This is a genomic window from uncultured Clostridium sp. (assembly GCF_937920395.1).
GTDB lineage: Bacteria > Bacillota > Clostridia > Clostridiales > Clostridiaceae > Clostridium_AD.
On record NZ_CALEVF010000036.1, the window covers coordinates 1 to 26,735 of the forward strand.

At 30.0% G+C, this 26,735-nt stretch carries 26 protein-coding genes; 24 read left to right on the top strand and 2 right to left on the bottom strand.

Translation table 11 applies throughout. The features are described from left to right. The 15 genes from Q0649_RS02480 to Q0649_RS02550 all read left to right on the top strand — a co-directional run. Positions 1-805, top strand: an 805-nt coding sequence (locus Q0649_RS02480; protein WP_298836890.1) for a TRAP transporter substrate-binding protein, incomplete at its 5' end; no start/stop codon positions are given. 92 nt (positions 806-897) lie between these two features. Then, entirely contained in the window at positions 898-1,377 is a 480-nt protein-coding gene (locus Q0649_RS02485; protein ID WP_298836892.1) for a TRAP transporter small permease, read from the top strand. Between the two features lie 50 nt (positions 1,378-1,427). Further along, positions 1,428-2,720, top strand: coding sequence for a TRAP transporter large permease (locus Q0649_RS02490; protein ID WP_298836894.1), 1,293 nt, complete (start codon positions 1,428-1,430; stop codon positions 2,718-2,720). 239 nt (positions 2,721-2,959) lie between these two features. After that, positions 2,960-3,952 (top strand): NADH:flavin oxidoreductase, encoded by a 993-nt coding sequence (locus Q0649_RS02495; RefSeq protein WP_298836895.1) that lies wholly within the window; start codon positions 2,960-2,962, stop codon positions 3,950-3,952. A 252-nt stretch (positions 3,953-4,204) separates the two neighbouring features. Continuing rightward, the gene (locus tag Q0649_RS02500; RefSeq protein WP_298836896.1) at positions 4,205-4,507 is read left to right on the top strand and encodes a hypothetical protein; all 303 of its coding nucleotides are present in this window, start codon (positions 4,205-4,207) and stop codon (positions 4,505-4,507) included. Between the two features lie 53 nt (positions 4,508-4,560). Beyond that, on the top strand, positions 4,561-7,173 hold the full coding sequence (gene clpB / locus Q0649_RS02505) for an ATP-dependent chaperone ClpB (RefSeq protein ID WP_298836898.1): 2,613 nt from the start codon (positions 4,561-4,563) through the stop codon (positions 7,171-7,173). A 143-nt stretch (positions 7,174-7,316) separates the two neighbouring features. Next, on the top strand, positions 7,317-7,472 hold the full coding sequence (locus Q0649_RS02510) for a hypothetical protein (RefSeq protein ID WP_298836900.1): 156 nt from the start codon (positions 7,317-7,319) through the stop codon (positions 7,470-7,472). Then, positions 7,444-7,848 carry a dihydrodipicolinate synthase family protein gene (locus Q0649_RS02515; RefSeq protein ID WP_298837092.1) on the top strand — a complete coding sequence of 135 codons (405 nt, stop codon included), beginning with the start codon at positions 7,444-7,446 and terminating at the stop codon, positions 7,846-7,848. Before Q0649_RS02510 ends, Q0649_RS02515 begins: the two co-directional genes overlap by 29 nt. Before the next feature lie 200 nt (positions 7,849-8,048). Further along, positions 8,049-8,876 carry a Cof-type HAD-IIB family hydrolase gene (locus tag Q0649_RS02520; protein ID WP_298836901.1) on the top strand — a complete coding sequence of 276 codons (828 nt, stop codon included), beginning with the start codon at positions 8,049-8,051 and terminating at the stop codon, positions 8,874-8,876. A 206-nt stretch (positions 8,877-9,082) separates the two neighbouring features. Continuing rightward, on the top strand, positions 9,083-9,787 hold the full coding sequence (locus Q0649_RS02525) for an ABC transporter ATP-binding protein (RefSeq protein WP_298836903.1): 705 nt from the start codon (positions 9,083-9,085) through the stop codon (positions 9,785-9,787). Positions 9,788-9,789: 2 nt separating this feature from the next. Continuing rightward, complete coding sequence (locus tag Q0649_RS02530; RefSeq protein WP_298836906.1) at positions 9,790-12,969, top strand: FtsX-like permease family protein; 3,180 nt, start codon at positions 9,790-9,792, stop codon at positions 12,967-12,969. A gap of 82 nt (positions 12,970-13,051) precedes the next feature. Continuing rightward, positions 13,052-14,473 (top strand): NADP-dependent phosphogluconate dehydrogenase, encoded by a 1,422-nt coding sequence (gene gndA / locus Q0649_RS02535; RefSeq protein WP_298836908.1) that lies wholly within the window; start codon positions 13,052-13,054, stop codon positions 14,471-14,473. A 212-nt stretch (positions 14,474-14,685) separates the two neighbouring features. Then, positions 14,686-15,027 carry a GntR family transcriptional regulator gene (locus Q0649_RS02540; RefSeq protein ID WP_298837095.1) on the top strand — a complete coding sequence of 114 codons (342 nt, stop codon included), beginning with the start codon at positions 14,686-14,688 and terminating at the stop codon, positions 15,025-15,027. Next, positions 15,015-15,893 (top strand): ABC transporter ATP-binding protein, encoded by an 879-nt coding sequence (locus Q0649_RS02545; protein ID WP_298836910.1) that lies wholly within the window; start codon positions 15,015-15,017, stop codon positions 15,891-15,893. Before Q0649_RS02540 ends, Q0649_RS02545 begins: the two co-directional genes overlap by 13 nt. Beyond that, positions 15,890-16,636 carry a hypothetical protein gene (locus Q0649_RS02550; RefSeq protein WP_298836912.1) on the top strand — a complete coding sequence of 249 codons (747 nt, stop codon included), beginning with the start codon at positions 15,890-15,892 and terminating at the stop codon, positions 16,634-16,636. Before Q0649_RS02545 ends, Q0649_RS02550 begins: the two co-directional genes overlap by 4 nt. 76 nt (positions 16,637-16,712) lie before the next feature. Here the strand turns inward: Q0649_RS02550 and fetB are convergent, their stop codons facing one another. Both fetB and Q0649_RS02560 read right to left on the bottom strand, forming a co-directional pair. Then, the gene (gene fetB / locus Q0649_RS02555) at positions 16,713-17,483 is read right to left on the bottom strand and encodes an ABC transporter permease (RefSeq protein WP_298836914.1); all 771 of its coding nucleotides are present in this window, start codon (positions 17,481-17,483) and stop codon (positions 16,713-16,715) included. A 2-nt stretch (positions 17,484-17,485) separates the two neighbouring features. Next, a complete protein-coding gene (locus Q0649_RS02560) occupies positions 17,486-18,115 on the bottom strand; it encodes an ATP-binding cassette domain-containing protein (RefSeq protein ID WP_298836916.1) in 630 nt (209 codons plus the stop codon). 468 nt (positions 18,116-18,583) lie between these two features. Here Q0649_RS02560 and Q0649_RS02565 point away from each other — a divergent pair, with 468 nt between their 5' ends. The 9 genes from Q0649_RS02565 to ygiD all read left to right on the top strand — a co-directional run bounded on the left by Q0649_RS02565 (position 18,584) and on the right by ygiD (position 26,608). Then, positions 18,584-19,738 carry an SPFH domain-containing protein gene (locus Q0649_RS02565; protein ID WP_367179340.1) on the top strand — a complete coding sequence of 385 codons (1,155 nt, stop codon included), beginning with the start codon at positions 18,584-18,586 and terminating at the stop codon, positions 19,736-19,738. Between the two features lie 2 nt (positions 19,739-19,740). After that, positions 19,741-20,481, top strand: a complete 741-nt coding sequence (locus tag Q0649_RS02570) for a hypothetical protein (protein ID WP_298836921.1) — start codon at positions 19,741-19,743, stop codon at positions 20,479-20,481. Between the two features lie 21 nt (positions 20,482-20,502). Beyond that, positions 20,503-20,946: a DUF2628 domain-containing protein gene (locus tag Q0649_RS02575; protein ID WP_298836923.1), complete on the top strand. Its 444-nt coding sequence runs from the start codon at positions 20,503-20,505 to the stop codon at positions 20,944-20,946. A 53-nt stretch (positions 20,947-20,999) separates the two neighbouring features. Beyond that, positions 21,000-21,389 carry a TM2 domain-containing protein gene (locus Q0649_RS02580; protein WP_298836925.1) on the top strand — a complete coding sequence of 130 codons (390 nt, stop codon included), beginning with the start codon at positions 21,000-21,002 and terminating at the stop codon, positions 21,387-21,389. Positions 21,390-21,701: 312 nt separating this feature from the next. Next, positions 21,702-22,808, top strand: coding sequence for an alanine/ornithine racemase family PLP-dependent enzyme (locus Q0649_RS02585; RefSeq protein WP_298836927.1), 1,107 nt, complete (start codon positions 21,702-21,704; stop codon positions 22,806-22,808). Between the two features lie 191 nt (positions 22,809-22,999). After that, positions 23,000-23,410, top strand: coding sequence for a hypothetical protein (locus Q0649_RS02590; RefSeq protein ID WP_298836929.1), 411 nt, complete (start codon positions 23,000-23,002; stop codon positions 23,408-23,410). Positions 23,411-23,461: 51 nt separating this feature from the next. After that, positions 23,462-24,619, top strand: a complete 1,158-nt coding sequence (locus tag Q0649_RS02595) for an AI-2E family transporter (RefSeq protein WP_298836931.1) — start codon at positions 23,462-23,464, stop codon at positions 24,617-24,619. Between the two features lie 154 nt (positions 24,620-24,773). Continuing rightward, a complete protein-coding gene (locus Q0649_RS02600) occupies positions 24,774-25,526 on the top strand; it encodes an NYN domain-containing protein (protein WP_298836933.1) in 753 nt (250 codons plus the stop codon). Positions 25,527-25,831: 305 nt separating this feature from the next. Further along, the gene (gene ygiD / locus Q0649_RS02605; RefSeq protein WP_298836935.1) at positions 25,832-26,608 is read left to right on the top strand and encodes a 4,5-DOPA dioxygenase extradiol; all 777 of its coding nucleotides are present in this window, start codon (positions 25,832-25,834) and stop codon (positions 26,606-26,608) included. The last annotated feature ends 127 nt before the right edge of the window (positions 26,609-26,735 follow it).

Genomic DNA, 26,735 nt, shown 5'->3' on the forward strand with positions numbered 1-26,735 from the left:
AATAAAAGTATTTTTAGGATCACAACTTGGGGATGAAAAAAGTACTATAGAACAAGTTCAATTCGGTGGGATTGATGCAATACGTATAGGTGCTGCACCACTTGCTGAGTTTAATAAACAAATAGGTGCTTTAATTCTTCCATATCTTTATAAAGATAAAGATCAAATGTTTAGAGTTCTTGAAGGACCAGTAGGAGAGAAAATGTTTGCTAGTTTAGCAGCAGATAGTAAAATCGTAGGACTTAGTTGGGTAGATTCTGGAGCAAGAAATTTCTACAATACAAAGAAAGATGTAAAAACTCCAACTGACTTAAAAGGCTTAAAGATTAGAGTACAAGAAAGTAAACCTATGATGGATATGGTTAAAGATTTAGGCGCATCTGCTACTCCAATGGCTTATGGTGATGTATATAGTGCATTACAAACTGGAGTTGTAGATGGAGCAGAAAACAATTGGCCAAGTTATCTATCATCGAATCATTACCAAGTAGCAAAACATATCACAATTGATGAACATACAAGAGTTCCAGAAATGATAGCATTTAGTAAAATATCATGGGACAAAATATCAGCAAGCGATCAAAAAATAGTAAGAGCAGCAGCAGTTGTTGGTGCAAATGTAGAAAGAACAGAATGGCTTAAACAGTCTGATGCAGCACAAGCTACAATAGTTAAAAAAGGTGGAGTTACAATTACTAAACTAACTGCTGATCAACAAGCATTATTCCAAAAAGCAGTTAAACCAATGTATTCAGCACATCCAGAATGGAAAGAAACAATTGATGCAATACTTGCTACAAAATAATTAAGAATTAATCATGGGAATCTGCTTTATTAAGGAAGTTGGACAGATAAAGCAGGTTCCTTCACTTTATAAAATAAAGGAGTGAAATGCAATTGAATACAATTAAAAAGATACTTAATAAAATAGATAGTGCTATAGAATACTTATGTATGACAACCTTAGTAATTATGGTTTGTATAGTTTTCTACCAGGTGTTTACTAGGTATATACTTGGATTTACACCTCGGTGGTCTGAAGAAACTTGTGTAATATTAATGATATGGCTAGGATTTATAGCTACAGCTATTGGCGTAAAAAAAGGTACACATTTGAGCATTAGTGCAGTAGTTAATTTATTTCCTAAAAAAGCACAAAAAATAATATTTTACTTCGATGAATTAGCAGTAATGCTTTTCGGAATCATTATATTTATTTATGGTAAACAATTAAGTGCAGATACAATGAGCTCAACACTTCCTGCAACTCAACTTCCATCAGGTGTTTTATATGCGGTTTTACCGGTTTGCGGAGTAATGATTATTATCTACACAATTATAAGAATTTTAGATTTAATTTTAGATAAACAAAATTAGGTTTGGTTAAAATTAAATTTAATTAGCGGAAATTAAAATGGAGGTAAATTATGGATACTAACACAATAGCGATTTTTATTTTACTCGGAGTATTCTTCGGATTACTTTTAGCAAAAGTACCAATAACTTTCTCATTAGGATTATCAGCTGTTGCAACAGCATTATATTTGCAAGTCCCATTAATGGCAGTTGCACAGCAAATAGCAAAAGGAATTAGTTCTTTTTCTTTAATTACTATTCCTTTCTTTATACTTGCAGGCGAGATTATGGGGCAAGGGGGTATCTCGACTCGGCTAGTTAACTTTTCAAGAGTAATAGTTGGAAGGATAAGAGGCGGACTAGCTATGGTTGATGTTCTTGCTTGCTTATTCTTTGGAGGACTTTCTGGTTCCTCAGTAGCAGATACAACATCCATTGGATCTATTATGATTCCTATGATGGAAAAAGAAGGTTACGATAAAGACTTTGCAGTTTGTGTAACCGTAGCATCAGCGACTCAAGGAGTACTTGTACCTCCAAGTCATAATTTGATTCTTTTTTCACTAGCAGCTGGTGGAATATCTATTAGTAGTTTATTCTTAGCTGGTATTGTACCAGGAGTTTTACTAGGAGCGTCAGTAATGGTGTTCAGTTATTTTATGGCTGTAAAAAGAAAATACCCTGTAAGTGCAAAAATACCTTTTAAACAAAAACTATATATGTTAAAAGATGGTATTCTTGGATTATTCACAGCAGTAATTATTATGGGTGGTATTATGTCAGGTATTTGTACTGCTACAGAATCAGCAGCACTTGCAACAGTTTATGCGTTTATCATCACTTTCTTTGTATATAAAGATGTACCACTATCTAGGATGGGTGCTATACTTAGAAAGTCATTGAACACTATTGGAATGGTTATGGGTCTAATAGCAGCATCAGCAGCTTTTGGTTGGATGATAGCAATGGTTCAATTACCAGCACTTGTAACAAATGGATTAATATCAATAACAGATAATAGAATATTAATATTTTTACTTATAAATCTTATATTACTTTTCCTTGGATGCATAATGGATATGGCTCCATTAATTCTTATTGCCACACCAATATTATTGCCAGTAGTAATACAATTCGGCATGGATCCAATTCAATTTGGAATTGTATTAATGTTAAATCTTGGTATAGGTTTACTTACACCACCAGTTGGTTCAACATTATTTGTAGGTTGCTCTATCGGAAACATATCAATAGAGAAAGTTACAAAAGCATTATTTCCATTCTATGGCGTAATGGTAGCAGTTCTATTAGTTTTGACTTTTGTTCCAGGATTGTCACTAATGCTTCCTCATATGTTTTCATAATTAATGATAAAAAAGTGAGCTTAATATTGTAATTATGATAAATTAATATAATCCCTGTAGTAACTTAGATATAAGTAACTATAGGGATTATATGTTTTTTGCTACCCTAAGAATAGTTTATAGATATGTGAATGAATTAGTAACTTTGAAAGGTAATATAGAATTTAAGGGTGATAAAGATTATACTATAGGAAAATACAATGTAATAAAAAAATAATTAACTATATGGAGGTCATTAAATGTCTTTTTTACTTAAAACTTTAGAAAATTGCAAATTAACTTTAAACAACAGATTGGTTATGCCACCAATGGCTACGTCAAAATCAGATCAGAATGGTATGGTAAGCAAAGCTATGTTAGATTATTATGATGAAAAATCTAAGGGTGGGTATATCTCACTTATTATTATAGAACACAGTTTTATTACACTGGCTGGAAAGGCTAGTGAAAAACAACTTTCTATTGCACAGGATAATAACGTTGCAGGTTTAAAAAAATTATCTGACACTATTCATAAAAATGGATCTAAAACAGTAATGCAAATAAATCATGCTGGAAGTTCAACAAGTAAAGAAATCACAGGGCTTAACCCAGTAGGTCCAACAGCTATTATAAATCCAAATTCAAGTATTGTACCAGATGAACTTTCAATAAAGGAAATTAAAAATATAATTTTAGAATTCAGAAATGCTGCAAGGCGTGTTAAAGAAGCTGGATTTGATGGTGTAGAAATTCATTCTGCTCATGGATATCTTCTAAATCAGTTTTTTTCGCCTTTGACTAACAAGAGAAATGATGAATATGGCGGAGATTTGCTTTCTAGAATTAAAATACATTTAGATATTATTAAAGCTGTACGTGATGTTGTTGGTGAGGATTTTCCTATACTTTTAAGGCTTGGTGCTAGTGATAATATGGAGGGCGGTATTACAATTGGAGATAGTAAAATTGCAGCAGTATCTTTTGAGAAGGCGGGTATAGATATTCTTGATATTTCTGGAGGCTTTTGTAGATTTATAATTCCAGGTAACACTAGCCAAGGGTATTTTTCACCTTTAAGCAAGGCTATAAAGGAGGCTGTGTCTATCCCAGTTTTGCTTACTGGCGGAATTACAAAGGCAGAGGCTGCTGAAAGACTTTTGTCTTCTGGAAAAGCTGATCTTATTGGAGTAGGTAGAGCTATATATAAAGATTCTAAGTGGGCAGAAAAGGCTATAAATAGTTTTAAATAGAAATATTAAAATAAAAAAACAATAATAAACCATATATTTACATGATATAAAAGAAAGCACAGTTTTTTTAGAAAATTGTGTTTTCTTTTATATATTGTCAAACAATTTAGTCTATTGTATACAAATAACAGCTATTTAAGCTAAATTATGGTATAATATAAGATGAATAGAAATCGTGCATGGATGGATAAAATAAACGAGCAACTTTTATTTATATGTTTCCTGGATGCTTAAGAAGGAAGGAAAATAACGATGATAATGCTTCAGAAAATATATAAACTTTGTGAATGCTTTGAGAAACAAGATAGAAAAACAGGTATTATGAAATTAATAAATAAAGGCTATAGTGAGGGTACTTCAATTAAATATTACAATATATGGAGAAGACATTATATGGATTCAAATAGTAAAGACCTGATGGTTTCAGGTATTTATATAGAAACTCGCAGAGAAAGAAAGCTTCTAGAGGAGTGTACATTTTCGGAACGTCAAAGGTATCTTGAAGCACTAAGCAAAGAACAACTTATTAAGATAACACAAGCAGTGCTTAAATAATATAAAATTCTATAATACGATAATAATTAAATAAAAAAGGGAGGATTATATACATGGATGTAGAAAAATTAACGGTAAAGGTTCAACAATCATTAAATGAGGCACAGTCATTAGCTGTTAAAAATAATCATCAGCAGGTAGATACGATTCATTTATTTGCAGCACTCATAGCTCAGGATGATGGACTCATTCCTAATATATTTAGTAAAATGGGAGTGGATATAACTAAGCTTAATTACGATATTAAAAATGAACTTGGAAGGATGCCCAAAGTTACTGGTAGTGGCGCTGATAGTGGATCCGTATACGCTACTAGAAGACTTGATGAGGTTTTTGTGAAAGCTGAAGCTGAAGCTAAAAAATTTAAAGATTCATTTATAAGTGTTGAACACGTTATGCTTGGACTTATGGATGTAAAAACTAAAGAGATTGCAGACATATTAAAAAAATTCAATATAACTAAAGATGCATTTTTAAGTGTACTCTCTACCGTAAGAGGCAGTCAAAGAGTGGATAATGTTGACCCTGAAGGTACTTATGATGCACTGGTAAAATATGGTTCAAACCTTGTAGAACAAGCGAAAAAACATAAATTAGATCCAGTAATCGGACGTGATGAGGAAATTAGGAGAGTTATAAGAATACTTTCTAGAAGAACTAAAAATAACCCAGTGCTTATAGGAGAGCCTGGAGTTGGTAAAACTGCTATAGTTGAGGGCTTGGCTCAACGAATTGTAAAGGGAGATGTACCGGAAGGTCTTAAGAATAAAATAATATTTTCTTTAGACATGGGAGCTCTTATTGCAGGTGCTAAATTTAAAGGTGAGTTTGAGGAAAGACTCAAAGCAGTTCTTAAAGAAGTAGAAACTAGTGAAGGAAAAATAATTTTATTTATAGATGAAATTCATAATATTGTTGGTGCAGGTAAATCAGAGGGTTCTATGGATGCTGGTAACATGATAAAACCACTTCTTGCAAGAGGAAGTCTTCATTGCATTGGAGCAACTACTTTTGATGAATATAGAAAATATTTAGAAAAAGATAAAGCTTTAGAGAGAAGATTTCAGCCAGTAACAATTGATGAACCTACAGTGGAAGATACTGTGTCAATCCTTAGAGGACTTAAAGAAAAATTTGAGGTTTACCATGGTATAAGAATCCATGACTCAGCAATAGTAGCTGCAGCAAAACTTTCAGATAGATATATAACACAAAGATTTCTACCAGACAAAGCAATAGATCTTATAGATGAGGCATGTGCTATGATAAGGACTGATATAGATAGCATGCCAACTGAGATGGACATGCTTAAACGAAAGGTATTTCAATTAGAAATTGAGAAAAAGGCATTGTCTAAAGAAAATGATGATGCATCAAAGAAAAGGCTTATTACACTTGAGAAAGAATTAAGCAATTTAAAAGATAAAGACAATGAAATGACAGCAAAATATGAGAAAGAAAAATCTAAGATAGTTGAAATCAGAAATTTAAAAGCTAAGTTAGATGATTCAAGGGGCGAAATAGAAAAATCGGAAAGAGAGTATGATTTAAATAAGGTAGCAGAACTTAAATATGGAGTAATTCCAAAACTAGAGGCTCAGATAAAAGAAAAAGAAGGAGCAATCCATAATAATAATGAAACGTCTATGCTTAAAGAAGAGGTAACTGAAAAGGAAATAGCACAGATAGTGTCAAAGTGGACGGGTATACCTGTAACAAATCTAGAAGAAGGCGAAAGGCAAAAGCTCTTAAGGCTTGAAGATGAATTATCGAAGAGAGTGATTGGTCAAAAAGAAGCAGTAACTGCTGTTTCAAATGCTGTAATAAGAGCAAGAGCAGGACTTAAAGATCCTAAGAGACCTATTGGTTCATTCATATTTCTTGGACCTACTGGGGTTGGTAAAACAGAGCTTGCTAAAACTTTAGCTATGGTATTATTTGAAAGTAAAGATAATATAATAAGGATAGATATGTCAGAATACATGGAAAAGTATTCTGTATCAAGACTTATAGGAGCTCCACCTGGTTATGTAGGTTATGAAGAGGGTGGACAACTTACTGAAGCTGTTAGGAGAAAACCTTATAGTGTAATATTATTTGATGAAATAGAAAAAGCACATGAGGATGTATTTAATATCTTCCTTCAAATATTAGATGATGGTCGTTTAACTGATAATCAAGGCAAGGTAGTTGATTTTAAAAATTGTATAATAATCATGACTTCAAATATCGGGAGCGATTATCTTTTAGAAAATAAAGAAAGTGGTGGCATTGAGAAGAGTATTCGTGATAAAGTTATGAGTGAGCTCAAGGCTAAATTTAAACCGGAATTTTTAAATAGGTTGGATGATATCATATTATTTAAACCTTTAGAAACAAAGGAAATAGAAGGGATAGTTGATATATTCCTTGCAGATATTCAAAATAGGCTTAAGGATAAGAATATAACTATGAAAGTTACGACAGAGGCTAAGAAGCTTATGGCAGATGAAGGATATGATCCAGTTTATGGAGCACGACCACTCAAGAGATATATTGAAAATGTTTTGGAAACATCTATTTCTAAAAAGATTATTAAAGGAGACATAAATGACGGTTCAGTCATTGGTGTTGATGCTAAAGATGATCAAATTGTTATAGAAAAAATAAGTAACTCTATAAAATAGTATTAATTTAAAATAGGTTGGGAAAAGGATGTCATAAAGGCATCCTTTTTTTATAAAAAACTAATAAAAATTGTTCTTGAGTATGTAAATAAAAGACTTTGATTTACATGAAATTAATGAACTGAATAACAGGAGATGATCATATGAATGGTTTGACGATAGATATGAAAGGAATATTTGCGGCATCAGTGACTCCTTTTGATAAGGAGAACAGAATAAATGATAAAGTTTTACTAAAACTTATGGAAAGAAATATTCAAAAGTCCTGCAATTGCAGGAGTAAAACATACATATCTTAATTTATATCAACTCGAGAGAATAAAAAATTTAAAAAATTCTCTTTATATGTATAATGGATTTGATGAAATTTTGGTGGCAGGTCTTGCTATGGGTGCAGATGGAGCAATAGGAAGTACATTTAATTTTATGTATCCACATTATAAAAAGATAAAAGAAGCATTTGAATCATTAAATCATGAGGAGGCAAGAAATCTTCAAGTTAAAGCAAATAATATAATGGAGGCATTATGTAGTGTAGGATTAATACCAGCAATAAAGTATATTCTTACTCTTCGTGGAATTGATGCTGGAGTATTAAGAAAGCCATTTTCTGAACTTAATGATGTTCAAAAGAAATATATTGAAGACATACTTGAATCTAATCTTGTTTATTAATATATAAAAAATAGCTCTCAATTGTAAATCTAATGATAAGTTAGGATTGCAATTGGAGGCTTTTGTTTTATTATATAAGTATACTAATTTTTGTACATAAAAATTAAGGTTGAAATTAAATCTATAAAGGTAGATAATTAGATATAATATGATTTTTTATATCATTTAAATAAAGCAAGTTACTAAAGGAGAAAGTATATATGATTAAATATAAATGGTGTGTATGTGATATGGATGGAACATTATTAAATTCAGATAATGCTATATCAAAGGATAATGAGGTTGCACTAAAAAAGCTTCAAAAGATGGGTGTAGAAGTAATTATTGCATCAGGAAGATTGGATCTTATGGTGAAGGTTTATATAAAGCAGTTGGGGTTAAAAGGACCTGTTATATCTTGTAATGGGGGACTCGTTAGGAATATTAAAACAGGCGAAGTTCTTTATTCGAAGTTAATGGATAAAATTGCAGTAAAAGAGGTTACAACTTACTGTAGTAATAATAAAATAGAGTTTATTATATACACTGCAGATATTGTATATACCACTAAAAATAATTCAGTAGGTAAAAGATATGAAGACCGTAATAAGTTTTTATTAAAAGATGAACAGATACCTATAAAATATATAGATGATAAAACAATGGAAAATATTAATGATATAGATGCTTTTAAAGTTTTGTTAGTTTGTGAAAAACACGAGGAGATCATATTACTCGAAAAACATTTTTCAAAATATGATAATCTTACGGTAGTGAGTTCGGCAAAAGGGCTTTTAGATATTATGGCATCAGATATTTCTAAAGGAAATGCTTTAGAAATATTGTCAAAAAAATTAAATGTAGGGTTAGATGAAATTATAGTTTTTGGAGATAATTACAATGACATGGAAATGTTTAAATGTGCGGGAATGCCTATAGCTATGGAAAATGCCGTAGAGGATATAAAACTTGCGGCAAAATATATAACTAAATCTAATAATGAGTCTGGAATAGCGTATGCTATAAACAATTATATATTAAAAGAGTGATTATAATGTAAAAAACAAGCAAAAAAATGTAAGATTAAGTCTAGAGTGAATCGTAAAGGTTTTGCTCTAGGCTTAATTTGTGTTTTTTTAATGATATAGTTTAAGTTTACTCGCAAGTCGGGTATAATATATTATTGATATATTTTATAATAATATTATAAGCAAATTAGATTATGAAAATATAAAGTAGAAGATAGGAGATTATAATGAAAAAATTTATAGAACTAAAAAATGTCAAAAAAACTTATACTACGGGAGAAGTAATAATTAAAGCAGTAGATGATGTTTCATTTACAATAGAAAAGGGTGAATTTGTTGTAGTTATTGGTGCTAGTGGTGCGGGTAAAACTACAATACTTAATCTTTTAGGTGGTATGGATCAAGTTACTACCGGAAATATAATTGTGGATGGAAATGATATAAGTGAATATAATAAGAAAAAGCTTACAAAATATAGGCGTGACGATATAGGATTTGTATTTCAGTTCTATAATTTGGTACAAAATTTAAATGCAATTGAAAATGTTGAGCTGGCAGTAGAAATATGTAAAAATCCAATGAATCCAGTAGAAGTATTAAAAAATGTTGGACTTAAGGATAGAATGCAAAACTTTCCATCTCAGCTTTCAGGTGGAGAACAGCAGAGAGTTTCAATAGCAAGAGCACTTGCAAAAAATCCTAAATTACTTCTTTGTGATGAGCCTACTGGGGCCCTAGATTATAATACTGGTAAGTCAATACTTAAATTATTATCTGATACATCAAAAAAAGATGGCATGACTGTTGTGGTTATTACACATAATTCGGCTATAACTCCCATCGCTGATAAGATAATAACAGTTAAAAGTGGGAAAGTTGAGAGCGTCGTCAAAAATGATAATCCAATGGACATTGAAAGCTTGGAGTGGTAGAAATGAAAAAGACATTTTTCAAAAATTTATTTAGAGATATAAAAAAAACTTTATCCAGGTTTTTGTCTATAGTAATAATTATTGCAATTGGAGTAGCTTTTTATGCAGGAGTAAGGGCTACAAGTCCTGATATGAAAAAATCAGCAGATGCTTATTTTAATAAAACTGGATTTATGGATTTTAAATTGATTTCAACACTTGGCCTTACAAAAGATGATATAGTACAGGCTCAGAAAATTAAAGGCGTAAAAACGGCACAAGGTTCATATTCGATAGATGCTGTAGTTGAAAAGGATAAACATTCATTAGTTCTTAATGTTAATTCGACTCCACCTGGCAATGGAATAAATCAGATGAAAATTATTACAGGAAGGTTACCAAAAGCGAGTAATGAAGTTGTAGTTGAAAAAGGATTCTTAAAAACGAACAAGTTCAAAATTGGCGATTTTATAGAGCTTAAATCTGGAAACGATTCTAAAAAAATAGGTGATACCTTAAAAATAAGTAAATTTAAAATAGTTGGAGAAGCACTCTCGCCATTATATCTATCAGCTCAAAGACAATTAAGTTCTGTGGGGAATGGATCAGTTAAAGGTTTTTTATACATACTTCCCGAGGTATTTAAAAGTGATTATTATACAGAAATGTATTTAAAAATGGATAATAGTTTATCAAAAGACAGTCTTATTTCAAATGACGAGTATAAAGTTGAATCAAAGAACATGGAGAAAAGCCTTAAAGACTTCGGAGTTATAAGAAGCAAAGTACGATATAAACAAATAGTATCAGATGCTAGTAGCAAAATAAATATAGCACAGGAAAAGTTGAATAAGTCAAAAAAAGAAGCAGTAGATAAATTTAGCGAGGTTTATAAAAAGTTAAACAATGCAAAAACTAAAATTGATGACGGTAAAGTAGAACTTGCAAAAAATCAAACAATTTATAATCAAAAAAAATTGCAAGGGCAAAAACAAATTGCAAATGCTACAAGCAAGCTTAAGGAAAGCGAGGCAAAGCTTAATGCAGGAAAGCAGCAAGCGGTAGCAAGTATCACGTCGTCGATTGCACTAAAAGTTTCACAGGCAAAAAAACAAGTAGATTCTGATCCTAAAAATGAGGTTTTTATTACTCAATATAAGGGGATAAATCAGATTTATTTAGGAAGCATTAAAGGAAAAGATTTTGAAACTATGTATACTTCATTAAAAAATAGTGAAGCTATAGTTCAAATGAAACCTTATTTTGATATACAGAGTTTAAAAAATAATTTTGATCTTTCAAAATCAAAAATAGATGCGGGAAGAGTACAATTAAATGAGAGTAAGAAACTTATAATAAATGGAAAAGTTGAATTAGACGCAGCAAGAATAAAACTTGCTAGCGGAGAAAAAGAAGTAAATGAAAATGTTGAAAAAGTTAAATTAGAACAAGCTAAAGTCAACAATAAATTAAAAGAGGGACAATTAAAAATCAGTAAAAATAAAGATAAAATTAAGGCTATTAAATCACCTGAGTGGTTTGTATTAGGGCGAAGCACTAATCTTGGATACGAAACATATAGGCAAGATAGTGATAGGATAGATAATATTGGGAAAGCCTTTCCACTTATATTTTTCTTAGTGGCAGCTTTAGTTAGTCTTACTACTATGACGAGAATGGTTCAAGAAAACAGAATTGAAATAGGAACATTTAAAGCTTTAGGATACTCAAGGATAGCTATAACTACACATTATTTGATATATGCGCTTTTAGCAAGTATCACAGGAACAATAATAGGTATATCTTTTGGTTTTAGACTTTTCCCACCACTTATCATGAATGCTTATGGTACGCTTTATGCTATTCCTAGTTCCTTAACGCCCTTTAACTCTGGGCTAGCTCTTCAGGCTTCATTGATAGCTATAATATTCACCTCGCTTGCTGCGGTTGCAGCATCGCTTGAAGAATTAAGAGAAGCACCATCATCACTAATGAGGCCCAAGCCTCCAAAGGCGGGAAAAACTATATTACTCGAAAGAGTAACATTTATATGGAAAAGATTAAGTTTTACAAATAAAGTAACAGCAAGAAATATATTTAGATATAAACAAAGATTTTTTATGACAGTTATAGGAATTGCAGTTTGTACAGGGCTTATGATAACTGGATTTGGACTTAAATCTGGAATAATAGGGGCAGCGCAGGGTCAATTTACAGATATATATAAATATGATATGTTATCAACATTTAGAGGGGATATTGAGGGCGATAAAACAGATACTATAAAGAATAAAATAATGAAAAATTCCAATGTAAAATCAGTCCTATTTTCTTATACTAAAAATGCAACGGTTAATCTTTATAAATCTGGACGTGAAGATGCATATGTAGTTGTTACAGAAGATAAAAACGAAATTAATAATTATATTAAGCTTACATCAACCAAAGGTGAGGAGCTTAAACTTAATGATAGAGGCGTAATAATAACTGAAAAGTTATCAAAACTTATGAATAAAAAAATTGGAGATACTTTTGATGTAACTATAAATGATAAGGTGGTAAAGGCTACGATATCAGATATAACGCAGCACTATTTGCAACATTACATTTATATGAGTCCTAATTATTATAAAAAATTAACTAGTGAAAACATTAAATTTAATGGATTTTATGGACTGCTAAAAAGCATTACAGATAGTTCAGAGGATAAAACAACGAAGATATTAACCAAAATAGAGGATGTAGGATCTGTAAGTTATAAGAATAAATCACAATTTGATTTTAACAAAACAACAAAGAGTATAAATTCAGTGGTACTGGTATTAATAGTATCTGCAGGAGTGCTTGCCTTTGTTGTAATATATAATCTTACAAACATAAATATCAATGAAAGAAGGAGAGAATTGTCCACAATAAAGCTTCTAGGATTTTATGATAGCGAACTTGCGCTATATATATACCGTGAAAATATTATATTAACGGTAATTGGAAGTTTAGTAGGAATAGTCGTGGGGATTTTACTTAATAATTTTGTTATTACTACATCAGAAACCAATGTAATGATGTTTATGAGGAATATAGATCCTATTTATTTTCTGTATTCAGTTCTACTTACAATTTTATTTTCTGTAATTGTAAATTTAGCTATGTATAAGGAATTTGGTAAAATAGATATGATAGAATCACTTAAAAGTGCAGAATAATAACTGAATAATATATGGCATATACTAGTATAATATATAGAAAGAGGCGGGAAGAGTAATTGTTCTAAGGGAGGAGTTTTAAATGGAGAAGCAACAATTTGGAGTTTTAGGTATAGCGGTCATGGGTAAAAATTTAGCATTAAATGTTGAGAGCAGAGGGACATCCGTTAGTGTATATTCAAGGAATAAAGTTACCATAGATGAGTTTTTGGTAGAGGCAAAAGGAAAAAACATAAAGGGCGCATATTCTATTGAGGAATTTGTGAATTCTTTAGAAACCCCAAGAAAAATATTTATTATGATTAAAGCAGGATTACCTGTTGATGAAACTATAGATAAATTAATACCGTATATATCAAAGGGGGATATATTAATCGATGGTGGTAATTCGTTTTTTATGGATACAATACGTAGAAGCAAGAAACTTGAGGAATTAGGGTTTAAATTTATAGGTACTGGGGTTTCGGGTGGAGAAGAGGGAGCTTTAAAAGGACCAGCAATCATGCCTGGCGGAGAACTTGATGCTTATAAAACAGTTGAACCTATATTCAATGCTATATCTGCGAAAGTGGATGGTGAGCCTTGCTGTACTTATATTGGGCCTAATGGAGCAGGACATTATGTTAAAATGGTTCATAATGGTATAGAGTATGGGGATATGCAACTCATTTGTGAGGCATATGCACTTTTAAAAAGGGTTGCAGGTCTAACAAATGATGAAATACATGATGTTTTTAAGCAGTGGAACAAAGGAGAGCTTAATAGTTACCTAATAGAAATAACTAGTGATATATTTGCTAAAAAGGATAATGAAACAGGAAAGTACATGGTTGATATTATTTTAGATAAAGCAGGCCAAAAGGGGACGGGGAAATGGACTAGTCAAAGTGCCCTAGATCTTGCAGTTCCTATACCTACAATAACAGAAGCTGTTTTCGCACGTTGCATGTCATCATTAAAAGATGAAAGAATTTATGCGAGCAGTGTTTTAAAAGGACCGGATGTTAAATTTAAAGGAGATAAAAAAGAGTTTATAGAAGCTATAAGGAGGGCCCTTTATACAAGCAAAATATGTTCATATGCTCAAGGATTTGCACTTATGATGGCTGCAGCAAAAGAGTATAATTGGGATCTTAAATATGGGAAGATAGCTAAAATATTTAGGGGTGGATGTATAATTCGTGCACAATTTCTCAATAAGATAAATGAAGCATATGAAAATGATGAAAATCTTAAGAATTTAATGTTAGATTCATATTTTAAAAATATTATCAATAGTTATCAAAAGGACCTGCGTTATGTAGTATCAACAGCAGTAAATTTGGGAGTACCAGTACCAACATTTTCAAGTGCCTTAACATACTATGACAGTTACAGAAGTGAAAAATTACCAGCAAACTTGCTTCAAGCTCAGAGAGATTATTTTGGAGCGCATACATTTGAAAGGGTAGATAAGAAAGGAATATTTCATCATGAATGGGTAAATGAGACAAACTCAAAATAGTACAATTTAAGAGTGAATAAACATTGAAGGTATCAAGATGTTATATAAAAAGATAAAGTGAAGTTTGAATCTTAAACTGTTCTTTATCTTTTTTTATTTTATACAGCTATTGACAATAAAGTTATTTGGTTATATAGTTAGTTACATAAGTAACTAACTAATTAGATAATGGAGGTGTTAATTTGGATTTTAATAATGATGTACCTATATATATGCAGATTGCTCAAACTATTGAAGATAACATTCTTAAAGGAATTTTCCAGGAAGAAACAGCTATTCCATCTACAACAGAAATATCTGTTAAGTATAAGATAAATCCGGCTACAGTGGCTAAAGGATTTAATTTACTTGTAGACGAAGGAATTATATATAAAAAGAGAGGTGTAGGTATGTTTGTAGTAGCTGGAAGTAAAGTGAAATTAATGGAGAAAAGGAAAGAAAATTTTTATAAGAACTATATAGTATCTTTAATAGAAGAAGCTGAAAAATTAGAAATTTCAAGTGAAGATATTATTAAAATGATTGAAGGGGGGGGTTTAATGTGGGCACAATAAAACTTTCAAATGTAAGTAAAAGATATGGGGATACTTTTGCATTAGACAATATATCATTAACTATAGAGTCAAATAAAATATATGGGATACTCGGACGAAATGGAGCTGGAAAGACAACTCTATTAAATGTTATAAACAATAGAATTTTTGCAGATAATGGTGTTATTTCTATAGATGGTAAAAATTTATCAGAAAATAAAAATGCTTTAGGCAATATATATTTTATGGCAGAGAAAAACTTATATCCACAAGCTATGAGAGTAAAACATTTATTTAAGTGGAGTAAAGAATTTTATCCGAAATTTGATATGGAATATGCTATTGAACTTTCTAAAAAATTTGAATTAAATATAAATAAAAGGATTAATGAATTATCAACAGGGTATTCATCCATATGTAAAATTATAAACACAATGGCATCAGGTGTTGAAATTTTAATGTTTGATGAGCCAGTTTTAGGACTAGATGCGAGTCATAGAGAATTATTTTATAAAGAACTTACCAAAAGTTATATAGAGAAGCCTAAGACTATTATTTTATCTACTCACATTATTGAAGAAGTATCACAATTAATAGAACAGGTAATTGTTCTTAAGGATGGAAAAATAATTAATGACGTAAATGTAGAGAAACTAATATCGCAGTATTATAACGTATCTGGATTAAATGTAGATATAGATGAGTACATTAAAGATAAAAATTGTATAAGTGTAGATGAAATGGCAGCGTTTAAATCAGTAGTTATAAATGGGAAAAATGGAGATGTTGAAAAGAGCGAGCAGAAAAAACTTGGACTCGAAGTTTCAAAGGTTGAACTTCAAAAACTATTTATAGATTTGACGAATAAGGGGGGAATAAAACAATGAAAAGTTATAAACTTGCTAAATACAATATTAAAAGTAGTCTTAAATCTATACTAATATTTTACTGTATTTTTATAGTTGTAATAATACTCATATCTATAACTGCTGGAAAAAGTAGTCATATTCGGGGAATAGAGTTTTCATCTGTAATATTTTTATTTGTTCTAGGGCTAAATTCTTTCAAAGAAAATTTTTATTTTAGTCAAGCTAATAATATACCTAGAATAGATTATTTTAAATCTATAGTTATAACTATTTTCCCGATAGCTTTAGTTATGTCAATAATAGATATAATATTAAATAGAATTTATAATATATTTGATGTAGGTCCAACAATCTATGATATGAGTTATGGTAATTTTAAAAGTGCACATATATATATAAATGGGAATGCATGGATACAAAATAATAGTATACGAATACTAATTGGAACAATCACATTTTTGTTTACTTTGTATATCATTGCATTTGCTATAGGATTATTAATAACTATGATATTTTATAAGTGTAATAAAACAATGAGGATTCTTATATGTTTAAGTCCTATAGCAATTCAGGCTATATTGGCAAATGTTATATATAATTCTCCACAAATCGGAGGAAAATTAACAGCTTTTATTGATAATATATTGGGGATAAGTGCAAAAAACTCATATATTTGTGTATTAACATTTATATGTTTATTCATAATAACAATGTGTTTTGTTTATATAATTGTTAGAAGAGTAGTGGTTAAAAAAGCATAAAAACAAGAAATATACAAGCTGTGAAATTAGGGTTCACAGCTTGTACTAATTTAATAGTACTAACAGAATGTAAAGCTTATAAAAATTGTTTCCTATTATTATACAAAGACTTATATCCTAAGTTTAATGATAGAAAAACGGTTGTACAAACAGAACAACAAATTGCAATCATAATAGATATTTGGTACATAATTGCGGTGGTAGGTAATGTACCAGAGAGCATTTGCCCAGTCATCATTCCTGGTAAAAAGATTATACCCATTCCAAGCATTGAATTTATAGTAGGAATTAATGCGGTTTCGAAAGCATTATTAGCAAATGGCTTCAATATATTTTTTGGCTCCACGCCTAAATTAAGCAAAGTGTTAATTTTATCCTTTTCTTTGCTTATATCATCCATGAAGGTTTTTATCGCAATATTTACTCCGGTCATAGCGTTACCAATAATCATACCAGCGAGTGGTATAGTGTATTGGGGGTTAGAAATAGATTTACCAACAACTATTGTAACAAAGAAGATTAAAACAAAAAGTCCGGAAAATGTTAAAGAAATCCCAATTGCAATTTTAAAATTATTGTTTAAGTCCTTTCTACTTGTAATTACTCTATGTATAGAAAAAATTATCATAATAACTAAAAAAGCAACAGTAAATATAGGATTTGGATTACTAAAGACATATTGAAGTATGTATCCAATAATTATAAGTTGAATCGTCATTCTTAAACTAGCAACTAGAAGAAGCTTTGTTTGAGTAACTTTTGATTTTTTCATAATTAAAAGTACTATAATTAATAGTAGATAAATAAGCAGAAAATGAGAAATGCTTAATTTCACAATGCCTTCCATATTTAAACCTCCTTAATTATTTCAATTTTATTTTCACAAAATTCGTTAACTATAGTTTTATTGTGACTTACAATTACAAGCTCAATATTTTTAGTTTTGCAGAAAGCTATTATATTTTTCATTACCCTATGCCCAGTTATTTCATCTAAAGCTGATGTTGGTTCATCTAGCAATATAACTTTTGGACATAATGATAAAAAAATTGATATATAAACTCTTTGACGTTCTCCACCTGAAAGTGTAGACGCAGGTTGGTCTAGGGAAACATTTACGCAGCAAAGTCGAGTTATGTAATCTATGTAATCACTGCTAGGCATAGTTTTTTGTCTTAATGAATAAAATGTTTTGAAATTGTCTAATATGCTCGCATTAAAAAGAAATGGTTCTTGAGAAACGAGGCTTACTTCTCGGCGTAAAGCAATTGGGTCATATGTATCAATTGAAAGCCCTTTATATAACAGTTCACCAGAATCTGGATTAATAGACTGGTTCAATAATTTTAGAAAAGTGCTTTTACCTGATCCACTTTCTCCAACAATAAAATTAATTTTACCTTTCTTAATTTTTATATCATTATAAGTTAGATTAATATTATATATAATATTACTTGCCTTAAATAATAATTCATTCATTATAATTCCTTCTTTATTCGTATTTTTATAGTTTTTTTCTTCTTCTATAGTTATTTTCTACTGCTTTATTATAACATCATTTATGTAACATACATATTAACATATATAAGTGCAGTCATTTAGGTGTATAATAAATTGGGGAGAGTGGAAAGAAGAGGAATATGTAGAATATCTTGTTATAAGATAAACTAATAATGTGGTTAAAACCAGAAAAAATAGTCTATTGTAATAGTACAACCTGGCTATAATTATTTAATAATAATATCACATTCAATGGAATATATTAAAAGTATATATGTATTTAAAAAAAGTTTAATTTAAGACTTAATTGGCATGAACACCAAAAAGACATATATTTCGCCAAATTATACATATAAAATAAAGGAATAATAGAATTATTAGAGAATATAGAAAATACGTATATTATATGGAACAGTGTGCTTAATATGTATTCTTAAAAATTGAGAGGTGATAATTTTGGCTATTATAGACGTTATAAAATTTAATGGCATAGTAAATCGAGATTGGTTAGTTTATCGCTACCCAGGAGACAGTTTTGTATTTGGTACACAACTTATTGTAGGCGAAGGTCAAGTTGCGGTTTTTGTTAAGGGTGGAAAGGCATTAGATTATTTCTCTCCAGGCACATACACTCTAAGTACTCAGAATATACCTATTCTGAAGACTTTAATTAATATTCCATTTGGAGGAAGAACTCCATTTACGGCAGAAGTGTTTTTTATAAACAATACTGCAAAGTTAGACATTTTATGGGGAACCACAGACCCAATTAGTTTAATTGATCCGAAGTACGCTGTTAGATTGAGGGTACGTGCATTTGGTCAATTTGCAATTAAAATTTCTGATTATCGTGTGTTTTTAACAGAATTAATTGGTGCTCTTGGAGATAGTCAAATTGTAAAATATGATCTTGTAATTAAATATTTCAAAGGTGTTATAGTAACAAAAGTTAAGACTATTATTGCAGATATAATAATTAATCAGAAGATATCGGTACTTGAAATAACTCCGCGATTAGAAGAAATATCAAGTGTATCAAAGGAAAAGTTAGCTTTTGAATTCGAGAGGTTCGGAATAAACATTGTTAATTTCTATATTGCCTCGGTTAATTTCCCAGATGAAGATTTTGATATTGTAAATAAAATACTAGGAGAAAAAGCAGCTTTTGATATTATTGGAGATAACCGTTATAATGTTAAGCGGTCATTTGATGTTATGGAATCTGCAGCATCTAATGAAGGTGGAGGAAATTTGGCTACAGCAGGTATTGGACTTGGGATAGGTGCTGGAGCAGGTATTGCTGTGGGAAACAGTTTCGCTTCTTCGGCTGGAAGTGTTATGGATACACATGGAAAAAATATAGCGTGTAAAAAGTGTGGGATGATGAATTTACAAGGAGATAAATTCTGCTCCAATTGTGGAGAAAGACTCGCAATTGAAAAGATTAAATGTAGTTCTTGTAAAACATTAGTTGAGGCTAATACAAAATTTTGTCCTAACTGTGGGTGTTCAATGCTGAAAAAAATATGTCCAAATTGTCATGTTGAGAACTTGAATGGAACCAAGTTCTGCTGTGAATGCGGTACTAAAATGGAGGGTTAATAATGAAAAATAGCAAAATGTCATCTATTGGCGGATTGAAAATTTCAGGATGTTTTATTTTTGATATTGCAGTAATATTAGCTTTTTTTAAAGTATATGGCTTATTTTTTATTATTGCACCTGGTAAATCTATTTTTATGTTAGGCGTTTTACTTGTTGGGATTATAATCTTTAATGGCGTAGTTATATTTCCAAGTATGATATTTAAAAACATAGGAATGCCTTATTTAGCGTCAACTGTAACTTTACTATTATTGTATGTAATTATAGCTAATGTTTTTTCTCTTTTTTTCATAACAGGAAGTACCGTGTGGTATATGGTTTGGGAATTAATTATTTTTGCAGTTTTACTTATTGCACTTTCTACAATTTCTAGATTTTTAAAATGTGAAATAGAAAATACTATGAAAATAGAAAAAGAAAAGACAGATAAATCTTTGGTTATGTTACAATTATTAAAAATTGAAGCGACACTTAACAAGAAAGAAAAAGAAAAGTCTATTTTATCAATTATTAATGTTTTTAAAATTTTAAAAGAACGTATTCAGGCTTCCACACCTTTTGGTAGAATTACTGAAAACAGTGCTGTTTTAGAATTAGAAAAGCAGATTAAGGATAATTTAGTAGCAGTGCAAGCAGGTCTTGAAGTTACTTTAACAGATAACATGTTGTCAGAGCTTAAAGGATTACTTGAAGATACACGAACACTTGTTGTAAATAGAGAAATATTAAATATTAAATAAAGAATATAGGGAGTGATTTTAATGAGCGAGCAAAAATGCCCTGCTTGTGGGGCATCAATTGATTTAAATGCGACTGAATGTAAATACTGTGGTGAAGCAATAACAGCTAAAGCACCACAATATAAAGTACCTCAACAACAAAGCATAAATAATAATGCACAAAATTCTTATAGTCAAAACAACTATATTAAACCATATTATCAACAAGAATTTCAAAAGATAAGTGATAGTAATGAAGTATATAAAGGAAAGTGGAATTGGTGTTCATTTCTCTTTACATGGATTTGGGCATTTACTAAAGGATTATGGGGTTTAGCTTTAGTAACTTTAGGAATAAATATTCTACTCTCAAGCGTGAAATTGACTTGGTTAGCTTTAGTAATTTCTGTGCTTTGGGGACTTAAAGGTAATTACTGGTATTATAATTTGGAAAAAAATAAGAAGCAATTTCCTAACAAATTTTAATTTGCTATTAATATATTATTTAGTAAAAATTAATTTTTAGGGGAGAGATGTTAATGAGTGAAAAACAATGTTCAGCATGTGGGGCATCAATAGATTTAAATGCAACTGAGTGTAAGTACTGCGGGCAAGCTATAAGCCAACAGGCACCACAATACAATACAAATCAAGTACACCAACGCCAGTCACCACAATATCAAGAATCTCCAATTTACACGCCAACAGGGGTTCCTATTATAGGTAAGAGCAAAACTACAGCTGGAATACTTGCTATTTTACTTGGAGGTCTAGGTGTACACAAATTCTATTTGGGGAAGATTAAAATAGGAATTTTATATTTGATTTTTTGTTGGACTTATATACCTGCTTTTATTGGTATAATAGAAGGAATTATTTATCTAACGGCAAGTGACGAAAAGTTTTATAATAATTATGTTAATAAATAAAAATTATTATTAAATTATTATTAATGATAAAAAAGTAAGAATATACAACATTTTTTTGTTATATCAGACTTTGTTTAAAATTAAATTCTAAGAGATATAGTTAAGGTGTAATAAACTCATCTTAACTATATTTTTATTTTATGATTTTATAAATATCGCTATCATTAATAGATAGCAATATTATAATTTTGTTAAAATATATCTTAGTTTGGAATCTGCTATTGTAAGTTAAAAAATATGAAAAAGAGAAAATCACATGATTAGAGTTATAGAATATATTTTAAATATAAAAACTTTTAAGGGAGAACAGGTATGAATCAGAAAACTTATTCAGATATTATATATCCAATACTTGAAATAAACCTAAAAAAAGTATATGAAAATGTGAAAAGTATGGTAGATTTATGTAAAACCCAAGGTATAAGCATTGCTGGAGTAGTTAAGGGATTTAATGCAATACCTGAGGTATCTATGCAATTCGTAAATGCAGGATGCACATATATAGCAAGTTCAAGAATGGATCAGATAATTAAACTAGAGGAATATGGTTTAAACAAGCCTTTTATGATGCTTAGAATTCCAATGTTTAGTGAAATAAAAAAACTAGTTAAATTTGCACAGGTTAGTTTAAATTCTGAAATTGAAACATTGAATATGATTGAAAAGGAATGCGAATTGCAAAGGAAAAAGCATAAGGTAATATTAATGCTTGACCTTGGAGATTTAAGAGAAGGCGTATATGATCAAGATAAATTTATTAACTTAGCTATACACGTAGAAAGTCATCTTAAAAATGTTGAATTGTATGGGGTTGGAACAAATCTAGGTTGTTATGGGTCTATAGTCCCAACTGTTAAGAATTTAGGGAGGCTTTGTAGTATTGCCGAAATAATTGAAAGTAAGATAAATAGAAGACTTGATATAATTTCTGGAGGGGCTACAAGTTCGTTACCACTAATATTAGATGGTAAAATGCCTAAGAGAATAAATAATTTAAGAGTAGGAGAAGGAATACTGTTAGCAGAGGATTTAGAAGAATTTTGGGGATATGATATGAACCATATGCATAAGGATACATTTGTACTAAAGGCACAGATTGTTGAAATAAAAAATAAACCTACGCATCCTATTGGAGAGGTGTTTATTGATGCTTTTGGGACTAAACCAACTTATGATGATAAAGGTATAAGAAAAAGGGCACTACTTGCAGTGGGAAAACAGGATTTTGGATTACATGATAAGCTAATTCCACAAAAACAAGGTGTTAAAATTATAGGAAGTAGTTCAGATCACTTAATTGTAGATATTGAAGATTGTGAAGTTGAACCTAAATTAGGAGATATTCTTGGCTTTTTAATGTATTACCCACCAATGATGTACTTAACTGTGAATGATAGTATACCAAAAGTTTTTATATGAAAATAGTTCCTAAAGTAAATGGTTACGGCTTTTTTTATACTCATTTTTAATATAAATGCAAATATAATCCTAATTATGATAAATTTTAAATGATTGTGGACACAATAAAAGATGGTGGAAGAATTTATTGCTTAAGTTATTAGTAATAAGGACGAAATATTAAAGAGGTTACAAGGGGGAGAAATTGTATTATGCAATTAAGAGCTTTATTTGGATTTTTAGGTTGGGTGACAGTTATATGTTTTGGTATAGCAATTTCAAATTATTTTGTGAAGTTTATTAATAAAAAATATATTAGCAAACTTGGAAAAGAAAAAAAACAAATAGTTGATTTATATAGAAAATTAATGAAAATAATTATTAAATATCATAAGTTGGCAGGTACAATAGCAATATTTACTGTACTTACTCATTTTATTATTGCTTTTTCATCAATTCGAATTAGTATAACTGGTATAATTGCAGCATCATTTATGGTCACCATATTCTTTTTAGGTGTTTATGGTGCGTTTATAAATAAAAATCGTAAAGGAATGTGGCTTAAAATTCACCGTACTATGGCATTTGTTTTATTACTAGCTATAGTGATTCATATTATATAAATATGAATTATAACATAACTTTTTAAAATAATTACTAAGGAGAATATAAATTTGAAAGATAAATTAGATAAAAGATATCTTGAGTGGGTATTATATGTTGCATTAGGGGCAACCCTAATATTTATAAGTTATAATGTAGTCTTTAATTTTAAAGCATTATTTACAAATATCATCGGTATAATAGGGGTTATAGTTTCAATTATATCTCCACTTATTGTTGGTTGCGTAATTGCTTATTTACTATATCCGTTATCAAAAATTATAAATACTTTTCTTGTTAAACAGCTAAAACTGAAATATAGGCCTCATTTAATTAGTATTGTACTAACATATTTAGTGGTGATTATATTATTTGTTATACTTATTTATAGTATTTATGCAATGATTGGTGGACAAATAAGTAGTAATCAAACATTAACAGCTATGTTTGCTACTATTGGAGATTATATAAAACAATATAACGAACTTTTTGATTATATTAATAGGAAAATTACACAAAGTGGTCTTTCAATTGATATAAAAGGGTATTTATCTCAAGCTATAAAGCAAGTATATGCATATCTATCAGTTTCTATAAATGGTATTATCGCTTTATTTGCAGGTATTGGAAACGTAGTGCTTAATGGTTTTATTGGTTTGTTTATTTCCTTCTATTTATTAAAAGATCATGAGTTTTTTAAGAAACTTTATATTAACTCTGTAGGTATTGTAATGAAGGAAAGTAAATTTAGGAGGCTTAACAAAACCATTTTTGAAATTAATGATATTATATTTAGCTTTATAAGAGGGCAATTGCTTGATGGTTTAATAGTTGGCTTAATTAGTAGTATTGGATTATCCATTATGGGACTCGATTTTGCTTTTCTTATAGGGTTAACTGCAGGTATTGCAAATATAATTCCATATGTTGGCCCAATAATTGGTTGTATTCCAGCTATTATTATTGGCCTACTTAGTCCAAATCCGATTATTGCTTTATGGGCAGTGCTTTTATTACTTGCAGTCCAGCAACTTGATAGCGCTGTTATATCGCCAAAGGTTGTAGGTGATAGTATGGGACTTCATCCTATATTTGTAATTATGGCAATTACTATAGGTGGTTCAATAGCAGGTATACTTGGGATGCTTTTATCTGTACCCATTGCGGGTATAATCAAATTATTCCTAATGAAGATTGTAATAAGGCATACAGAAGGAAGAATACATTGATGACATTATCTTTGTACTTATAGAAGATTTTATAAATAAAGAAGGAATATTTATAATGTTGTAGAATCTTATATTAGAGTGTGCTATTTTAATATTACAACTATAAATTAAGTGTGAAATAGCTTAAGTCTATTAAAGTGTGAAGGAGAAATAAATGGAGAAAGATAAGAGAATTGCAGTTTTGATTGATGCTGATAACGTATCTGATAAATATATAAAATATATCATTGATGAAATTTCAAATCATGGGACACCTACTTATAAAAGAATTTATGGAGATTGGACTAAACCTCAATTAGCTTCATGGAAAAATGTGTTGCTTAATTATTCTATAAGCCCAATACAACAATATAGCTATACAACAGGGAAAAATTCAACAGATGCAGCACTTATAATAGATGCTATGGATATACTCTATTCTAATAATGTTGATGGATTTTGTATAGTATCTAGTGATAGTGATTTTACTAAACTAGCAGCTAGGCTTCGAGAAGCTGGTATGTATGTTATTGGAATGGGAGAGAAAAAGACTCCTACGCCATTCATTTCTGCTTGTGAGAAGTTTAAATATCTTGAAGTATTAGCATCTATGGCACCAAAACATACTGAGGTGCCTAGTACTAAGGGAACACAAGCTCAGGAAGATTTAAAGGGTGGCATGATAAGTTCTGTTAAATTAGTAGAGGCTATTAAAACTATTATAACTGAGATTTCAGATGAAGATGGTTGGGCGTTTTTAGGAGAACTAGGTAGTACGCTTAATAAGAGATATCCAGATTTTGATACTAGAAATTATGGTTATACAAAACTTACACCGTTTGTTGCATCTCTAAATATTTTTGAGATTAGGTCAACAAAAACAAGTAATCCAAGTATAAGTCTTAAATATATTAGAAACAAAGAGTAAAAGTTTGTGTTGAAATAGATTTTATTGACAAGTACGGATATTTTTTATATAATTAAATTGTTAAAAGGGAGTAGTTATAACAATAAAGTCAACATACTGGTGCATATAACACCTGGCTTTATGACCTTAAAGGTAACGAGACTTTTAACATAATTCTTTTGAATTATGTTAAGGGTCTCTTTTTTATTTTATGTTTGAATAATAATATTAAATTAGTTAAAATTGTAAATAAGTAAGAGTGTTAAATTATTTTGTTAAAACAAGGGTTAATATGAATAAATGGATATAAATAGGGGGATTTGATAATGAATAAAAAAATGCCAGTATTATTTATTGGTCACGGAAGTCCTATGAATGCAGTATTAAATAATGAATATACAGAGGCGATTAGTAAATCAACCCAAAATATCCCAAAGCCTGAAGCAATTTTAGTAATTTCGGCTCATTGGGAGACTGAAGGTACATTTATTACATCATCAGATGAACCAGAACAGATCTATGATTTTTATGGTTTTCCAGAGGAACTATATAATCTTAAATATAAGCCTACTGGATCAAAAAAATATGCACAGATGGTAGCCGCGGAACTTAAGGATTCAAACGTGATGCTAACAGAAAAATGGGGATTGGATCATGGTGCTTGGTCAGTGCTATCACATTTGTATCCTAAGGCTGAAATACCAGTATTTCAAATGAGTCTGAATAAACTAGGAAATGAACAGTACCATTATGATCTTGGTAGAAAACTTTCGATACTCCGTGAGAAAGGAATTTTGATAATAGGAAGTGGAGATATTGTGCATAATTTAGGAAGAATGGATTATGATATGAATGTAACTCCATTTGAATGGGCGTCTGAATTTGATAATTACATTTGTGATGCTATTGTAAATAGAAAGCATGATAATATTATAAATTATCAAAAAATAGGGGCAAGTGCCAAATTATCTGTACCTACAAAGGAACATTATTTACCATTACTCTATATAGCTGGAATGCAGGATGAAGAAGATGAAGTTAAGTTTATATATAAGGGGGTACAACATAGTTCTATGTCTATGACAAGTGTACAAATAGGATGAAACCAAGGGAAAAATAAGTGAAAAAATATAAATAACTTGTTTGGTAACCATTCTTTTAATTAAGATGGTTATTTTTTAGGTTATTATAGAATAAAGTTTATAATTAGGAAAATTTATGATATAATGT

Excerpts from the sequence above, each read along its gene's own strand:
- Q0649_RS02490 (WP_298836894.1), top strand. The coding sequence starts at position 1,428 with ATGGATACTAACACAATAGCGATTTTTATTTTACTCGGAGTATTCTTC.
- Q0649_RS02495 (WP_298836895.1), top strand. The coding sequence starts at position 2,960 with ATGTCTTTTTTACTTAAAACTTTAGAAAATTGCAAATTAACTTTAAAC.
- Q0649_RS02500 (WP_298836896.1), top strand. The coding sequence starts at position 4,205 with ATGATAATGCTTCAGAAAATATATAAACTTTGTGAATGCTTTGAGAAA.
- clpB (WP_298836898.1), top strand. The coding sequence starts at position 4,561 with ATGGATGTAGAAAAATTAACGGTAAAGGTTCAACAATCATTAAATGAG.
- Q0649_RS02510 (WP_298836900.1), top strand. The coding sequence starts at position 7,317 with ATGAATGGTTTGACGATAGATATGAAAGGAATATTTGCGGCATCAGTG.
- Q0649_RS02520 (WP_298836901.1), top strand. The coding sequence starts at position 8,049 with ATGATTAAATATAAATGGTGTGTATGTGATATGGATGGAACATTATTA.
- Q0649_RS02525 (WP_298836903.1), top strand. The coding sequence starts at position 9,083 with ATGAAAAAATTTATAGAACTAAAAAATGTCAAAAAAACTTATACTACG.
- Q0649_RS02530 (WP_298836906.1), top strand. The coding sequence starts at position 9,790 with ATGAAAAAGACATTTTTCAAAAATTTATTTAGAGATATAAAAAAAACT.
- gndA (WP_298836908.1), top strand. The coding sequence starts at position 13,052 with ATGGAGAAGCAACAATTTGGAGTTTTAGGTATAGCGGTCATGGGTAAA.
- Q0649_RS02540 (WP_298837095.1), top strand. The coding sequence starts at position 14,686 with ATGCAGATTGCTCAAACTATTGAAGATAACATTCTTAAAGGAATTTTC.
- Q0649_RS02550 (WP_298836912.1), top strand. The coding sequence starts at position 15,890 with ATGAAAAGTTATAAACTTGCTAAATACAATATTAAAAGTAGTCTTAAA.
- fetB (WP_298836914.1), bottom strand. The coding sequence starts at position 17,483 with ATGGAAGGCATTGTGAAATTAAGCATTTCTCATTTTCTGCTTATTTAT.
- Q0649_RS02560 (WP_298836916.1), bottom strand. The coding sequence starts at position 18,115 with ATGAATGAATTATTATTTAAGGCAAGTAATATTATATATAATATTAAT.
- Q0649_RS02570 (WP_298836921.1), top strand. The coding sequence starts at position 19,741 with ATGAAAAATAGCAAAATGTCATCTATTGGCGGATTGAAAATTTCAGGA.
- Q0649_RS02575 (WP_298836923.1), top strand. The coding sequence starts at position 20,503 with ATGAGCGAGCAAAAATGCCCTGCTTGTGGGGCATCAATTGATTTAAAT.
- Q0649_RS02580 (WP_298836925.1), top strand. The coding sequence starts at position 21,000 with ATGAGTGAAAAACAATGTTCAGCATGTGGGGCATCAATAGATTTAAAT.
- Q0649_RS02585 (WP_298836927.1), top strand. The coding sequence starts at position 21,702 with ATGAATCAGAAAACTTATTCAGATATTATATATCCAATACTTGAAATA.
- Q0649_RS02590 (WP_298836929.1), top strand. The coding sequence starts at position 23,000 with ATGCAATTAAGAGCTTTATTTGGATTTTTAGGTTGGGTGACAGTTATA.
- Q0649_RS02600 (WP_298836933.1), top strand. The coding sequence starts at position 24,774 with ATGGAGAAAGATAAGAGAATTGCAGTTTTGATTGATGCTGATAACGTA.
- ygiD (WP_298836935.1), top strand. The coding sequence starts at position 25,832 with ATGAATAAAAAAATGCCAGTATTATTTATTGGTCACGGAAGTCCTATG.